The sequence below is a fragment of the Pedobacter sp. SAFR-022 genome (assembly GCF_051965375.1).
Taxonomy (GTDB): domain Bacteria; phylum Bacteroidota; class Bacteroidia; order Sphingobacteriales; family Sphingobacteriaceae; genus Pedobacter.
In genome coordinates, this window is sequence record NZ_JBQCME010000003.1 from 343915 (window position 1) to 359753 (window position 15839).

Genomic DNA, 15839 nt, shown 5'->3' on the forward strand with positions numbered 1-15839 from the left:
TTCATCAAATACCATAATCTTATGAATACACTATTTAAAGCGGATGAACCCCTTCAACGGGTGGATGGCAGATTGAAAGTAACAGGTGCCGCCAAATATGCCGCTGAATATGTTCTGCCAGACTGCAAATACGCGGTTCTGGTAACCAGCAGTATCGCTAAAGGCCGGATCAAATCATTAGACACCAAGGCCGCAGCCAATGCGCCGGGTGTCATCGCCGTGATATCATATCAGAATGCCATTCGTCCGCCAGGTTACCCCGCGGACAATGAACATCCTACGGAGCCACCGACTGGTGGACAGCCGCACCGGGTGTTTTACGACAATAAAATTTACTTCAACGGGCAGCCAATTGCCATGGTGGTGGCCGACACCTTCGAACGTGCTACCTATGCCGCACACCTGGTGAAAGCACAGTACACGGTTGAAGAGCATCTGACCGACCTGAACAAGAACCTGGATAAAGGTGTGCTTCCTCAATCTGCAAAGAAGAACCCTAAATCAGCTCTTGCTGATTATGATCGCGGTGTAGTTGATGGCTATAAAACTGCAGCGGTAAAGCTGGAGATGGAGTATGAGCATCCTGCGGAGATGCATAATCCTATGGAGCTGCAGGCCATTGTAGCGCATTGGGAAGCAGATGATAAACTTACCCTTTATGATAAGGTACAGGGTACACAGCCCACCCAGCAGAATTTCGCCAAGGAGTGGAAGCTTTCGCCGGAAAATGTGAAGGTTATTGCGCCTTTTGTGGGCGGTGCATTTGGAAATGCGCTGCATAACTGGCCACATGAGACCGCAGCAATTATGGCCGCCAAGATGATCAAAAAGCCGGTAAAATTGATGCTTACCCGCGAGCAGATGTTCTTCATGGTGGGCTATCGTCCACGTACCTATCAGCGCATCGGCATTGGTGCAAACCGGGATGGCAAACTCGTCGGGATCAGCCATTTCTCCATAGGGCAGACTTCAAGCTATGAAGAATTTACCGAAAGTGTATTACAGCAAACCCGAATGATGTATACTGCGCCTAATGTAACCACCAGATACCGCATATTGCCGATGGATGTGAGTACACCAATCTGGATGCGCGGTCCGGGAGAAGCTACAGGTGCTTTCGCATTAGAAAGCGCTATCGATGAAATTGCCTATGAGCTGAATATCGATCCATTGGAATTAAGAATTCTTAATCATACGGATCAGGATCCTGAAAAGAATATGCCTTGGTCGTCCAAATATCTGAAAGAGTGTTTTAAGCTTGGCGCCGAAGCGATTGGCTGGGACAAACGTCCTTTGAAAGCCGGTACACTCAGCGATGGTCCCTGGAAGATCGGCTATGGCATGGCGGTAGGTACATTTGGAGCAAACCGCAGAAGTGCTAAAGTGCGTGCAAAGTTGTTCGCGAACGGTGCGCTGCTGCTGCAGAGTGCCGTAACCGATATCGGTCCAGGTACCGGAACAGCAATGGTCGAGATTGCCACTGACGCCATTGGTATTCCTGCCGACCAGATCACTTTTGAGTTGGGCAATTCGCAATTCCCAACGGCAGGTAATCAAGGTGGCTCGTCTACGGTTAACAGTGTCGGCTCAGCGGTACTTGCTGTCTGCAACGTATTGAAGGAAAAGCTGGTTGCTCTGGCTGCAGAAAATATCCCTGATTTTAAAGGCGCCACCCTGGAACAGGTAAGCTTTGAAAACGGCGGCCTGCAACTTAAAGGTAAAAATGCTAAAACATCCATCGCCGAACTGATGAAAAAGAGTGGATCTGCAGATCTGGACCTCATCGAAGAAGCTAAGCCGGGAGAAGAAGCCGGGAAATACTCGAAATACTCCTATTCAGTACATTTTGTTCAGGTACATGTACATTCCGTTACCGGAAGGGTTAAAGTTACGAAAGCCGTGACTTGCGCCGATGCCGGAAAGATCATCAATCAGAAAACTGCAGGCAACCAGATGATTGGCGGCGTAACTGGAGGTATAGGCATGGCGCTACATGAAGATGCTGTCATGGATCATCGCTTTGGCAGATACATGACTAAAGACCTGGCCGATTACCATGTACCGGTTCATGCAGATGTACCGCACGTGGAAGTTAAGTTTGTGGATAAACCAGATTATATCGTAGACCCGATGGGTACCAAAGGTATTGGGGAGATTGCAATCATCGGGGTTGCTCCTGCCATCGCGAATGCGATCTTCAATGCTACTGGAAAGCGTATCAGACAGCTGCCGATCACACCAGATAAGCTGATTTGATACAGGTTAAATAACCTGTATCAAATCGCCACCTTCAAATTCTTTTAATCTCCCAAAAGAATTTGAAGGTAAATTTAAGTCCCGAAGCAGTTGCTCGAACGCTTCAGATGATTCTTCTGTAACTGCAACCAGTAACCCGCCACTTGTTTGTGGATCCGCCAGCACATAACGCTGCTCATCAGTAAGCGTTCCAATTTTATGTCCATAGCTGTTCCAGTTACGCTGGGTTCCGCCGGGGAAACACTTTTGTTCCAGATAAAAACCTAAAGATTCAATTACTGGTACTTTATCAAACGCAATCTCCGCAGCCAGATTACTGCCTGCACACATCTCTGACAGGTGGCCTAACAGACCAAATCCGGTCACATCAGTCATGGCCTTTACACCTTCTAGTTCTGCAAACTGCGCCCCGGGGCTATTTAAAGTAACCATGCTCTTCAAAGCGATAGCAGCGTCTTCGGCCTTTAGAATACCCTTCTTCTGGGCGGTAGACAAAATTCCAACACCCAGCGCCTTGGTAAGGTAGAGTTTACAGCCAGCTGTTGCGGTCGAATTCTGCTTCAACTGGTTGATGTTCACCATGCCATTAACAGCCAGACCAAATACAGGTTCAGGACAGTCAATGCTATGACCCCCGGCCAGTGTTATTCCTGCTTCAGCGCAAATTGAACGTGCACCTTCAAGCACTTTCTGCGCCACTTCTGGTGGCAGTTTATCAATCGGCCAACCCAATATCGCAATCGCTAAAACCGGCTTTCCGCCCATAGCATAAACATCGCTGATGGCATTGGCAGAAGCGATACGCCCAAAATCGAATGGGTCATCAACAATCGGCATGAAGAAGTCGGTAGTTGAAATCAATGCGGTCCCATTACCGAGGTCGAGAACGGCTGCATCATCTCTTTTATCGTTACCTACCAGCAGGCGTGCATCCGGTGCTGCAGCGAGCGGACTATGCAGAATCTTGTCCAGAATTGCAGGGCTGATCTTGCAACCGCAACCAGCACCGTGGGAATATTGTGTGAGTTTTATTGTAGAAAGTTCCATGTTTTAAGATAGGCTTTGCTGTGGAAGCGCCCCAGCAAAGGATTTTAGTTCGTTTGCAGTGGTCTGTATATCGCCCCTGCGCTCAAATGGATGTAGTTGTTCAGGATTTCTTTTTGCAAGCCCCCTGCGGTAGTTCTTATCATAGTATACCAGCAGCAGTCGGATAAAATCTGCCATCCGATCTTCTCTGATGGCCTCTATGGCGTGCTTAGTTTGTTCGGGGCCAAGCCGCTTCCGCACGCGTTCAGTACACTCGATCAAAAAGTCTTTGTCGAGGCAGCCGTATTCTTTAACCAAGAATTCAAGTCTGCACTCCTCAGAAACGAGAAGGTTGATAAGCATGGAACTGCGCATATTGCTCCAGAAAGCGCCTGGAATGATCCGCTTGCCGATGGTGAGGCTTTCATCCTCCACCCATATGGGTTTGGCAGCATCCAGCTGATAGAGTTCAAAAGCAAAGTTGTTCTCAAATTGTTCCTGTGTAGGCTGAATGAGCTTGTTCATCGTTCCGAAGGTCGAGCCCTGGTGTTGTGCCAGATCCTCCAGATCTATAACCTGCTCAGCCTTTGCCCGCAATTCCCGAAGGATTTGGGTCTTACCCGAGCCGGTCATTCCACCGAGGACAATCAGATTAAAGGGCTTTTCGAATTGGGCAAGTGCCCACCTGCGATAGCTCTTATAACCGCCGGCAATCGTATAAACCTCAAAGCCATACAAGTCCAGTACCCAGGCCATTGCGCCGCTACGCATTCCGCCGCGCCAGCAATGTACTGCAATACGCTTGTCCGGTGCGATCTTCAAGGCCTCCCGGATAAATCCCGACCATTTAGGCCCGGTTAGGTCGAGTCCCAGCAGTATCGCTTGCTCCCGACTTTGCTGTTTATAGGTTGTACCCACCTGCACCCGTTCCTCATTGCTGAAAATAGGTAAATTGAATGCGCCGGGCACATGGCCCTGCGCAAATTCCAATGGTGTCCGTACATCAAGAAGCGGAATATTTAGCTTGAAGTATTCCTCGAAATCAATTGCCTTTGTCATTCAACAGCTTTTGTTCGAATATACCGCAAATATATCGCTAAACCATATCCTCCAGGCCATACTGCTTCAGCACATCTGCAGGTACGCCTTCCCAACGATTGGGTTTATTCCCGGCATAGCCGATATCCTTCACACCCATCTCGCTGGTGAAAAATCCGGAGGCGGTCAGGTCACGCATCAGGTTGAAGAATCCGGCGCCTTGCAACATGCCTGGTTTAAGCTTGTTCGGATAAGCAATATCATCAACAATGTTGATGCGTTGTTCCGGACTTGCATCAGCGAATGATTTCTCAAAACGCTGCAATGATTGCAGATCAAGCCAGCGCAATCCACCACGCATTGGCGTTTGGTAACTTGGAATATCTTTAACAATAAATTCTATAAATTCCGGCACCTTAGCATCTGTCGCAGAGCCCGACTTCTCATCCTTCGGAATGATAATGTCCGCCAGGATACCTATAGTGGTCATTTCATGTTCATTAAAGAACTTAGCTTCCTGTAAGCGCTTGTCGCGCTCAATTTCAAAATCCTGCCGTCCAGGTTGTTTGGTGCTATCCATTCCGGCAGCTTGCTCTTTTTCCGGGCCAGACTTACAGGCTTCCAGCAAAACGGCAGAGCTTATAGCGGTAAGGCCCAGGGCCTTGAGCGAATCACGTCTATTCATGACTTAACAATTTAAATCTGCATTAATGTAAATAACCTATCCTACGTTTAACTTTTTCTTCTGCGCAAGGATATACTCAGCCGTACGCATGGAAAGTGCAAGAATGGTCCAGGTTGCATTCTTGTCTCCTTGTTGCACAAAAGGTGCAGCATCAACCACAAACAAGTTTTTGCAGTCGTGCGCCTGGCAGTACTTGTTCAGCGCAGACTTTTTAGGGTCGTTACCCATCCTTACGGTACCCACTTCGTGAATGATCTTTCCTGGCGCTTCCAGGCCGTAGTTGGTGTCTGCTCCCGGTAGTGGAGAGGTGATGATCGCACCCATTCCATGCATAATCTCTTTGAAGGTCTCCTGCATGTGTTTGGCTTGCTTCACCTCTTCCGGCGCCCACTTGTAATGAAACCGCAGCACCGGAATTCCGTATTTATCAACGGTTTTTGGATCAATCTCACAGTAATTGCTTTCGCGTGCAATAGCGGTACCACGGCCCGCCATACCTACGCCGGTGCCGTAAAAACGTCTGTAGTCATCCTTTAATGATGCACCGTAACCACCGGCTTCTTTCATCTTCCCGTCTCTTCCCGGTACCAGTCCGTTCATGCCTTGCATACCTCCGCCGAAGCCATAGGATGGCATGTGCATGCCACCACCATATTCAATATGATAACCTCTAGGGAAATCCAGACTCTTGTTGTTCAGCCACCATGGCGAGTAGATGTGTACACTACCTACCCCATCCTCATTGTATCGCTTACGGTCCATCAATTGCGGCAGAAAGCCACTTAAACTTGCACCAGTAGAATCATGCAGGTATTTACCAACAACACCAGAGCTATTCGCAATACCATCCGGGTGAGCTGAAGATTTGGAGTTCATCAGTAACCTCGCCGACTCACAAGCACTAGCGCCCAGAATCACAACTTTACCCCTAACCTGGTGCTCCTGCATATCTCTGGTATTTACATAAGATACCCCTGTTGCTAAGCCGCTTTTATCGGTAAGTACCTCACGAACCATTGCATTTGTGATCAAAGTCAGGTTACCGGTCTTTACTGCCGGGATAACCAAACAAGAAGAAGCAGAGAAATCGGCATAGACCTTACAGGCCCTGCCGCATTGTCCACAGAAAAAGCATGAACCGCGATCTTTATTGCCCGGCAGTGCTTCCGTTAACACGGAACCCCGGCCTGGGATTACCGTCACGCCGGCTTTCTTTGCGCCTTTGCGAATGAAATATTCGTGCAATCTAGGTTTCGGCGGTGGAAGGAAAATGCCATCAGGTTCATTTTCGATACCCTCTACCGTACCATAAACGCCAATGAGGCGGTCTACTTTATCGTAAAAAGGTTTAAGGTCGTCATATGTGATGGGCCAGCTGTCTGTCAGGCCATCTTTAGGTTGGAAATCCTCCGGACCCATTCTGAGCGAAATGCGACCCCAGTGATTTGTTCGTCCGCCGAGCATCCTCGATCTGAACCAGGCAAATTCCGAATCATCTTTCTGGGTATATGGCTCGCCATCCAGTACCCAGCCGCCGTAAGAGGCATCGAAGTCGCCGAAAGGCCGGGTGGTACTCGCACCACGTCGGGGAGATTCCCATGGCCATTTTAATTGTTGTGCATCCGTACGCGGATCAAAGTGATCACCCGCTTCAAGCATCAGCACTTTCTGTCCGGCATGTGCCAGCACATAGGCTGCCATCCCTCCGCCGGCACCAGACCCAATCACAATCGCGTCGTATTCAGTGTCTGATTTCTTTATTTGAAAATCTTTCATGTCACACTATGTATTTTAAGGTTTACATTGGTTTGTGGCTGTAATTTAAAGATAATATCGACACGATGAAGCGATTACAACAATATTGATACGAATTTACTAAAACGTTTTCGCAGCAAGTGGAGGCATAATCCCGGTAAAATGCAAATGTCTGAGCTTCGCTAGCGCAGTAGCATTGCACAAGCTAATTCCTAAAGTTCTGCGTGATCATCAAACCATAGAACCCACCATCCTGAATGCCGATGCCTACCCTGCCGAAAGTACCATTCAAAATGTTCGCCCGATGCCCCGGTGATTTCATGAGGCCATCATGTGCGATCGCCAGGGATTGCGCCAGAGCCAGGTTTTCACCAGCCGTAAGAAAGGACACATTTTCTTTTGCCATACGATCGAAAGGGTCAAGTCCTTCAGGGCTATGATGAGAAAAATAGCCCCTAGAAAACATGTCCATAGAATGCTTTCTGGCAACTACCCGCATTTCCGGATCCGCTTTCAAAAGCTGCAGGCCCATCAGCTTACGCTCTTTGTTGATCAGCACCAGCATTTCAGCCTCTAGCGCTGCATTAGGCTTTGAATCTGTAACCTTAAACGGCAATTTAATAGTTTCCTCGGCCTCAACATGTGGTGGATGTTTAATAAAGTGCTGCCCACCAGAAAATACGCTGGTAAGCTTCTGTCCCAGCCAACTGATTTCGGATACCAAGGGACCTGCGATCCTGCTTGATTGTACATGCGCGGGAATTCTGCTATTCAATGGAAGCAATAGCAGCAAGGTTGCAAAAAAAGCCGCCCACAAACTTCCATTCACCAATCCCGGAAGCAGGCCAAAAAACCTGTTATAGGCGTTTGTATGTACCGATGCCGGTATATATCTGAAAAGCTGAACAGCGATTGAATCAAGGATGAATTTAAACAGGATCGCAGAGAAGATGAATGCGAAAGGTCTTGACCATACCACCTCCGACCCGATGAGCATTTGAAGCCCGGTGTTTATCAGATCATTTGAAATAAAGGCTAGCACCAAACTGGCCAGCCAGCAAACAAGGTCTGCAGTGCTCCACAAAAATCCTTTCTGTATAGCAACATAGACAGGCACAAGCAAGCTAACGATTAAAAGAAGGTCGATGTAATTCATAAATCTTGTTTATCCAGGCTGAGGCGAGAAACACTGAGAAATAATGCAATAAGTTTTGTGTAATTACGTAAAATACTGTCACCATTCTTTCTATTACGCATTAAACATCAAATTACCTGCGTAAAATCACAGGCGTTTTCATAGACCTTACCATTAACTTTCTTAAATCCGTATCCCCTTGCCGCTCATCTAAAATAACAAATATTTAATTGCAGGCCTTCAAGATTAAGGCAGCAGCGCATAACCTGACACTGATCAAGCGTAAATTGAAGAAAAACTTCAGATCCAAGGCTTTTAGAATAGGCATAAAAAAAGCCGGCTAAGCCGGCTTCCCTTATGTTACTTCGCCATGGAGTGTTGATGTTCCTGATATCTATGGTGTAAACTTTCGCTGTTTGTCATCACTCCGGATGCAACCGCAAAGAGTCCCATGATCACGTGAAACAGATAGGTTTCGCCGCTGAATCCAAATACCCAGGGAGAAATTAAGAGGAAGATTCCAAGCATGATGTCGGCATAAAGATGTATCTGCATCGGAATCACTTTAACCATCCCTATTTCATAATTTGTCATAAGCGACATCGCAAAGATCAGGATACCAGCGCCAATGGAGATAGATTTTGCAGGTTCCACATCGCTAAAAGCAAATAGCCAGGGTGCTGCGATCAATAAGATCGCTGATCCATAATCTAATGCACCGTGCATTTTTCTACTAATGATTTTCATAGCCTTAGTTCATTAATTTAAAAACTTGTTAATTAGGCAATTACCAACAAAAACCAGGCAACAGCGGGTCAAAATTAAACATCGCGTAGATGTTACCCGCACTTTCAGGTATTTGTTTAAGTCCCGCTCGTAAATACCATAAGTAGGTTACTCAACAGCTTTCAACGATGATTCGGGCAGTTCTGTAGACATTGCCTCCAGCTATAAAGATCTGGGTATTAATATTTTATTAACCTTGGAAAACTTAAAGTATTAAGGGTACTTTTTTTTGTGTTTTAGGGGTTTTCCTTGTAAAATTTTCATTATGGTTCAACTAAATTTGGTTAACCTATATTTTTTGTTTAAAACCTATGATTATGTTCAGACTTGTTTATTTTGATCCTGCTCAAGGATATGGAACCTTTGATTCCCATCGTTACAACCAGATTATGGATACCGACAACCACCTGAAACAGGAAGGTAAAGAGGTCATCTGCATTGTTGATTATGATCAAAAAATGATTGATCATAAAAGTCCCGACTATAGGGACCATCGTGATAACATCGATAATTATATTTTTGACTATGAATTTCTAAACAGTTAGGCCCGGCCCGACTGTTTAGAAATTGCTCATTTTAAGGACACCCGCTTACCGCTTTTTGCAGACGCTTTTGCAGCCTCCAGAATTCTGACTACGATCAGGTTATTTTCAAGCGAGGAGAGATCGTCTTTGGCAGTGATCTGTTTATTGAGCAAGGCTTTAAGGTAGTTAAGATGATTACGGAATGTCTCGGGCAACGGCTCCGCAGTCTTGATGCTGTACGGTGCTTGTTCCTTTTCCTTAATCCGCAATGTTTGCGGATCTACGGCCTGTATGTAACCGGTTTCACCGAATACTTCCATGTCTTTTATTGCGAAAGGCCAGTTCCAGGAGGCTTCGATGATACCGGTTGCACCTGGGTATTCGAGCAGAATGGTCGCGTCGTCGTCAACGTTTGGATAAACTTCTTTCTTAATCTGGCGCGTGATAGCTGTTACCGCTATCGGCGCCTGACCATCCATTAGCCAGGTCATTAGATTTGCGCCATAACAGCCGAAATCGACGATCGCACCTCCACCGTTTTTAACCGGATCGGTGAGCCAACTCAGAAACTCCTTGCTCACGTTGATTTCTTTGGGTCCCTGATGGCCATCATGAACGACCATTTTGCGGATTGATCCGATTTCTCGATCTTCTTTGATTCGTTTATAAGCTTCCTGATTGCTGGAATACCAGGTCGTTTCATAATTGGTAAGCAACTGAATACTATGGCGTCTGGCCAGTGCAGCCATGCGCTCAGCATCTTTCACAGTTGTTGCAAGTGGCTTTTCCACCATTACCGAAATTCCAAGAGGCGCTGCCGCTTCAACTACCGCAAGATGGTCGTTAATGGCGTTATACGCTAGAACGATCTCAGGTTTGCGGCTTTTAAGAAGCAAGGAAAGATCTGCACTAAACAATGAATCATGAAGTTTGTACCTGGTTTTAAACCTGTTGATCAGGTTAGCATCGGATTCAGCAATCCCTAGAATATTCACTTCCCCCTTTTCAAAACTGTTCATGATCAGGTACACGTGGTCGTGGTTTAATCCTGCAACTACAACATTGAGTTTGTTTTGTCCATGCACATTCATTGTGAAGCAAATTAATAGTAAGCAGCAAATTGCCGCTAATCCTGATCGTACCTTACCTAATCTCATAATACTGGTTTATTCCAGCAATTTAGTAAATCCGGCGCATTAACTTTGCTTTAATCCAGGCTTGTTTTGTTCTATAGCTAAAAATATGTAAGCTTACGGAAGAAATATTTTATACTGATGATCCCCAATTTTTTAAGACCTAAACCCACCGCGACACACCTTTTACCCTACCTATGCTTATGCCTGCTGTCTGCTGGTTCGAGCCATGCCCAGGTTAAACAAGCTGATCCATTTAAAGGTTATGAACATCTCTTTACGCCTCCAAACCACTACCAGGCGAAACTAATTGAAACAAAGCCGGAGATCGACGGTGATTTAACAGATGAAGTCTGGAAAGACATCCCCTGGAGCAGTGCCTTTGTTGACATCGAAGGCGCGAAAAAACCAGCAGCAGCGCTGATGACCAGGTGTAAGATGATCTGGGACAAAGAATTCCTTTATATTGCTGCAACACTTGATGAACCACATGTATGGGCGAATATGAAGGAACACGACGACATCATCTTCTATGACAATGATTTTGAGGTTTTTATAGATCCAGACGGCGACAGCCAGAACTACTTTGAAATTGAACTCAATGCCTTAAACACCACCTGGGACCTCTTCTTAGCCAAGCCTTACCGGAACATGGGCCATGCGCTATTTAACTGGGAAGCCAAAGGAATGAAAACCGCGGTGAAAGTGGATGGAACAATCAATAATGCTGGTGATGTTGATAAAGGATGGACGGTAGAAATGGCAATTCCTTATCGGGCACTGCAAATCGGCGACCAAATTAAAACGCCAAAACCAGGAGATATCTGGCGCATAAACTTCTCCAGAGTAGAATGGGACACAGAAGTGGTCGCAGGCAAATACCTAAAAAAGAAAGATGCTAATGGGAAAACACGCCCCGAACATAACTGGGTTTGGTCACCACAAGGGGTCATTAACATGCACCTCCCTGAACGCTGGGGTTATCTGCACTTCGGAACAGGCACTAACGCTGTTAAGCAGCTGCCCTTTGATGAACAGCTCAAAAAATATCTTTGGCTCGGCTATTACAAGCAGGTTGATCATTTGAAAAAGAATGGCCGCTATACCGAGAACCTGAGCGAACTGGGGCTCTCCAGTACCTATCAGATCCAAGGAAAAACCTTTAGTCTTTCGATGGAAGGCGGCCGAAGGCAATTCCTACTGCTGATAAAATCCGGAAACAAAACCCTAAGCATAAATCAGGATGGAATGCTAAAAATGCTGTAAATTTAAATACATCAAATTACAAGGATGGTAAATCAACTTTTAAATGTCGGCTGGACTATAGTTGGATTTTTCCCGGTAGGTTACTTCTGGTTCCTGCAGGGCATACACTGGCCATTCTATGTTTTATTACTGCTCAGCGTCGCTAGCTGCTTTTTCCCGGAAGCCATCTACCGAAAGTTAGACGTTAGTAAAAATCAACGGGTTTACCGGCGATTGGGTGTCAAATTTATTCGCAGGTTTGCGCAAGACGGAGACTTCCAGGCGGGTAATGGCATTGGTATTAAAAACTACCTTAAAAAGACCCAGATGTTTGAACGTTATCATTTCTGCTGTTTGATTTTCTTCCAGGCCAGCAGCGTGTATGCATGTTATAACGAACAGTATATACTGGCCTTTACCATCTTCATTTGCAACATTATCTATAACGTTTATCCCATCTTGCTGCAGCAGTATAACCGCATAAGGATCGTTAAATTTCTCAGGCAGCATAACCTTTAGATGTAAAATTGCCATGCTTGGTTGATCTTTTCTGAAATTTTGACATCTATGCTGGCTTTGCACCATTTTTGATCCACAACAAAAAAGCAATGTCGCTTAGATATAGACTTTAAACACACACAAATAAAGATAGAGATATGGGACTTATGGGATATTATCTTATTGCCGGCATCATGTTCCTGGTGGGCATGATTGTCAGCAACAGGCTGAAAAGCAAATTTACCGAATACAGCCAGATCGGCTTACGAAACGGTCTAAGTGGCCGTGAAATTGCCGAGAAAATGCTTCATGATAATGGCATATATGATGTACGGGTACTGTCTACACCTGGCGAACTAACAGACCACTACAATCCTGCGAATAAAACGGTGAACTTAAGCCCCGATGTATATGCCGGGCGAAGTGTATCGGCAGCTGCAGTGGCGGCTCATGAGTGCGGCCATGCCGTACAACATGCCACGGCGTACAGCATGTTGCAATTCAGAAGCGCAATCGTGCCAGTGGTGAACATTAGTTCACAGCTGTCACAATGGGTAATACTGGCGGGTCTCGGCCTGATGTTCGGCCGTTCCAATCCCACCATTCTTTTAATTGGAATTGTACTATTTGCGGTAACCACATTATTTACCCTGATCACCCTTCCGGTAGAATATGATGCCAGTAACCGTGCATTGGCATGGTTGGAGAACAACGGCATGACCACTGCGGCAGAACATGATAAAGCTGCTGATGCTTTGAAGTGGGCGGCAAGGACATACCTTGTTGCAGCGATAAGTTCCGTAGCAACACTGTTGTATTACATTCTCTTGTTTTTAAACGCACGAGACCGGGATTAATCTCGGACTGCAGAGCAGGGTGAATACTTTAGAATGAAAAAAGCGGATCATGGATCCGCTTTTTTCATTCTATGGCTGGCATTTGCTTGTATCAAATATTTTTAACTATTTTTAAGTGCTAACCTAATAAACCAATGCATATGAACTCAAACACCCGCAGGTCCTTCCTTAAAAATCTGGGCATGCTGTCCGCAGCCGCCGGCCTATCTCCTTTGTTACCTTTTGATGCCTTCTCCCTGGAGAAAAAGCCATTTTTCGAAATCTCCCTTGCAGAATGGTCTTTTCACAAAGCCTTGTTCGCGAAAAAGATGACGAACCTGGAATTTCCTATGAAAGCAAAGAAGGATTTTGGCATCAACATCGTTGAATATGTAAGTCCGTTTTTTGACAAGAAAGAATCCGATCAGGCCTACCTTAAAGAGTTATTAACCATTACAAAAGGCGAAGGCATACGAAACCACTTGATCATGATTGATGGTGAAGGTATGTTGGGCGATCTGGATGAAAAGGCAAGACAGCAGGCGGTTGAGAAGCACCACAAGTGGGTTGCTGCAGCCAAGTACCTTGGTTGCAATAGTATCCGTGTTAATGCGGCCGGAAATGGTACTGCCGATGAGGTAAAAACTGCTGTTGTGGACGGACTTGGCCGATTAGCAGAGTTTGGAAAACAACACAAGATCAACATCATAGTGGAAAATCATGGTGGCTATTCCTCCGATGGCAGCTGGCTGGCATCCGTAATGAAACAAGTGAATAATCCATACTGCGGTACACTGCCTGATTTTGGTAATTTCCGCATCAGCAAAGACAAAGAATACGACAAGTATCAAGGTGTAAAAGACCTGCTTCCTTACGCCAAGGGCATCAGTGCTAAAGCCTTTAACTTCGATGCAAAAGGCAACGAAGACACCATAGATTTTGATCGTATGTTCAAAATTATCAGCGACGGTAAATGGAGCGGAGTCGTAGGTATAGAGTATGAAGGTACAAAGCTTTCCGAAGAAGAAGGTATCCGCAAGACCGTAGAACTGCTACGCCGCATTCAACAGCAATACGCCTAAATCAAACTGGCGAATCGCCCGATAAGGGCACATCCTTATAAGCCTGATACCCGCCCTGAGGGTCAGGCTTATAATATATTCTCAAGGCAGATACCATAAATCGGACATCATTCTCCAACAGGTACCCTTCCGCCGTCTTTTTCATACTTTCAAAGTCATCTACCGTAAACCCGCACCAGGCACGTCCAAGCGTAAGGTGAGGATGGAAATCACCTACCCTTTCTTGTTTAGCTGCTACAGGTTCAAGATCCTTCAAGGCAGGGATCAATTCGGCATGCAACTTCAACAGGCCAGAAGATTCCACCCGGACAAACATCACACGCTTTCCAAAGGTACCTGTTCCAGGCAGCAACACCTCAAAGGGCGCTGCTGCTGCAGCTTGCTGCTCCACAACCTGCAACCAACCTCGCTCCGGCGATGGAACAACCGGCGGACGCAAAGTAATATGTGGCTCCAGTCGGTTATCTCCGTGTTGCGTTTGTATGTCAAGTAATTTCTGGTATATATCCTCCGGTGGAACAATTCCTATAAAATACTTCATGATAGGTCCTCCTAGTTTTCTGCAACATAACGTTCCAACACCGCTAACAAGTGGTCGTATTCTGCCTGCCAGACGTTCTGCAAATTTTTAAAATGCGTACTAAGCTCCTGATTTAATTCAGACAGCAAGATCTTGCCCGCTTTATATTGCGCCTGCGCCAGCGTGATGTTCTCGGTTGATAAGCGCTCGATAGCTCTGGCGTTTTCAAGGGCTTTTTCCGCCTGCACGATATTTAGCGCCTGCTGCTGGAAATTGGCCGCCTCCATCGCTGCCTCTTCACGATACTGAGAGGTTATCAGCTGATTCTGCAGGCCAAGTTGCTTTTTCTTCAATGCCCGGTCTATGTTTTCAGAAATTGGAAGCCGTACACCTATATTAACGTAGCTATTGCCAAACCAGTTATTGTTGTTCCATAACGACAAAGTATTGTTATAAAACTGGCTTCCATAGAAAGCATTCAGGGTCAAGGACGGTAAAGCCTCTTTTTTCAATGATTGAAGTTGCAACGCGATCTTCTGCTGTTCTATATGTATATGCTCCAGTTGAACATTCCTCGCGTCTGCTTTTAGCTTTGCAACAATATCCGGAATGGAGCTCGAGAGTTGTGTAAATCCTTTTGTATCTGCATATTTAGAAAATTCGATATTCGCCACTTCAAGCACCCGGAAAGCTTCATGCAGCTGTGTCTGTCTATTAATAAGTTCCTGTTTGGCTTTGTTAAGTTCCATCAAAGTCGTGCGGCCAGCTTTCTGCCGGTCCTGCGTGATGTCAAGGATTTCCGCATACCTGAGGGAGTCTTCAACGGCCTCAAAATACTGTCTGGAGGAGATCACCACCTTTGCATAAGCAGATGTAACCTGTTTTTTCCAGTCCTGTAGGGTTTGATCATAATCGAGTGTAGCTGCTTTACGTTCCAGTTCAGCCGTTTTCAGTGCGAGCTTCTGTTGTGGATTAAAGATGTCCATACTAAACTGAATACCAGCTTTAGCGGACCAGTCTGTGGCAAACTTTAAAGGCAGGATCTCACCGGGTGCAGCATCCGGATTGAAAGCTATTGCAGGTACCGGTGTGGAAGGCGTGATCAGATTGCGCTGCAGATTTGCTTCGCCATAGATCAGTGGTAAGCGCCCGAGCTGCTCCGCTTTGATGTTCAGAGTAGCAAGAGATACATTGGTATTCGCCTGTCTGAGTTTTTCATAAGAACTTGCCTGCGCCCAGAGCGAGTCAATGGAAAGCCCTTGTGCATAAGCGCCTAAACTGCCACAAACGGCTAATATGGTAAGGACTATTCGATTCATA

At 46.0% G+C, this 15839-nt stretch carries 15 protein-coding genes; 6 read left to right on the forward strand and 9 right to left on the reverse strand.

The features are described 5' to 3' along the window. The first annotated feature begins 21 nt into the window (after nt 1-21). Nucleotides 22-2256, forward strand: coding sequence for a xanthine dehydrogenase family protein molybdopterin-binding subunit (locus ACTHQF_RS09930; RefSeq protein ID WP_440430032.1), 2235 nt, complete (start codon nt 22-24; stop codon nt 2254-2256). A 6-nt stretch (nt 2257-2262) separates the two neighbouring features. Here the strand turns inward: ACTHQF_RS09930 and selD are convergent, their stop codons facing one another. From selD to ACTHQF_RS09960, 6 genes are all read right to left on the reverse strand, one after another. Continuing rightward, entirely contained in the window at nt 2263-3303 is a 1041-nt protein-coding gene (gene selD / locus ACTHQF_RS09935) for a selenide, water dikinase SelD (protein WP_440430033.1), read from the reverse strand. 3 nt (nt 3304-3306) lie between these two features. Further along, nucleotides 3307-4341: a tRNA 2-selenouridine(34) synthase MnmH gene (mnmH, locus tag ACTHQF_RS09940; RefSeq protein ID WP_440430034.1), complete on the reverse strand. Its 1035-nt coding sequence runs from the start codon at nt 4339-4341 to the stop codon at nt 3307-3309. Nucleotides 4342-4378: 37 nt separating this feature from the next. Then, nucleotides 4379-5005 (reverse strand): gluconate 2-dehydrogenase subunit 3 family protein, encoded by a 627-nt coding sequence (locus tag ACTHQF_RS09945; RefSeq protein WP_440430035.1) that lies wholly within the window; start codon nt 5003-5005, stop codon nt 4379-4381. 36 nt (nt 5006-5041) lie between these two features. Further along, a complete protein-coding gene (locus ACTHQF_RS09950) occupies nt 5042-6781 on the reverse strand; it encodes a GMC family oxidoreductase (protein WP_440430036.1) in 1740 nt (579 codons plus the stop codon). A gap of 184 nt (nt 6782-6965) precedes the next feature. Then, a complete protein-coding gene (locus tag ACTHQF_RS09955; RefSeq protein WP_440430038.1) occupies nt 6966-7916 on the reverse strand; it encodes a CvpA family protein in 951 nt (316 codons plus the stop codon). Nucleotides 7917-8255: 339 nt separating this feature from the next. Next, on the reverse strand, nt 8256-8642 hold the full coding sequence (locus ACTHQF_RS09960) for an SPW repeat protein (protein WP_440430039.1): 387 nt from the start codon (nt 8640-8642) through the stop codon (nt 8256-8258). 356 nt (nt 8643-8998) lie between these two features. Here ACTHQF_RS09960 and ACTHQF_RS09965 point away from each other — a divergent pair, with 356 nt between their 5' ends. After that, nucleotides 8999-9226 (forward strand): hypothetical protein, encoded by a 228-nt coding sequence (locus ACTHQF_RS09965; protein ID WP_440430040.1) that lies wholly within the window; start codon nt 8999-9001, stop codon nt 9224-9226. A gap of 26 nt (nt 9227-9252) precedes the next feature. Here ACTHQF_RS09965 and ACTHQF_RS09970 read toward each other — a convergent pair whose 3' ends face one another. Then, nucleotides 9253-10296 carry a Gfo/Idh/MocA family protein gene (locus tag ACTHQF_RS09970; protein WP_440430041.1) on the reverse strand — a complete coding sequence of 348 codons (1044 nt, stop codon included), beginning with the start codon at nt 10294-10296 and terminating at the stop codon, nt 9253-9255. 183 nt (nt 10297-10479) lie between these two features. Here ACTHQF_RS09970 and ACTHQF_RS09975 point away from each other — a divergent pair, with 183 nt between their 5' ends. The 4 genes from ACTHQF_RS09975 (at nt 10480) to ACTHQF_RS09990 (ending at nt 13999) form a co-directional block, all read left to right on the forward strand. Further along, nucleotides 10480-11604: a carbohydrate-binding family 9-like protein gene (locus tag ACTHQF_RS09975; RefSeq protein WP_440430042.1), complete on the forward strand. Its 1125-nt coding sequence runs from the start codon at nt 10480-10482 to the stop codon at nt 11602-11604. 24 nt (nt 11605-11628) lie between these two features. Continuing rightward, nucleotides 11629-12102, forward strand: a complete 474-nt coding sequence (locus tag ACTHQF_RS09980; RefSeq protein WP_440430044.1) for a hypothetical protein — start codon at nt 11629-11631, stop codon at nt 12100-12102. Between the two features lie 137 nt (nt 12103-12239). Next, on the forward strand, nt 12240-12938 hold the full coding sequence (locus ACTHQF_RS09985; RefSeq protein ID WP_440430045.1) for a zinc metallopeptidase: 699 nt from the start codon (nt 12240-12242) through the stop codon (nt 12936-12938). A 140-nt stretch (nt 12939-13078) separates the two neighbouring features. Beyond that, a complete protein-coding gene (locus ACTHQF_RS09990; RefSeq protein ID WP_440430047.1) occupies nt 13079-13999 on the forward strand; it encodes a TIM barrel protein in 921 nt (306 codons plus the stop codon). Between the two features lies 1 nt (nt 14000). Here ACTHQF_RS09990 and ACTHQF_RS09995 read toward each other — a convergent pair whose 3' ends face one another. Together ACTHQF_RS09995 and ACTHQF_RS10000 are read right to left on the reverse strand one after the other, a co-directional pair. Next, entirely contained in the window at nt 14001-14540 is a 540-nt protein-coding gene (locus tag ACTHQF_RS09995; RefSeq protein ID WP_440430049.1) for a 2'-5' RNA ligase family protein, read from the reverse strand. 11 nt (nt 14541-14551) lie between these two features. Then, nucleotides 14552-15838, reverse strand: coding sequence for a TolC family protein (locus ACTHQF_RS10000; RefSeq protein ID WP_440430050.1), 1287 nt, complete (start codon nt 15836-15838; stop codon nt 14552-14554). Nucleotide 15839: the final 1 nt, after the last annotated feature.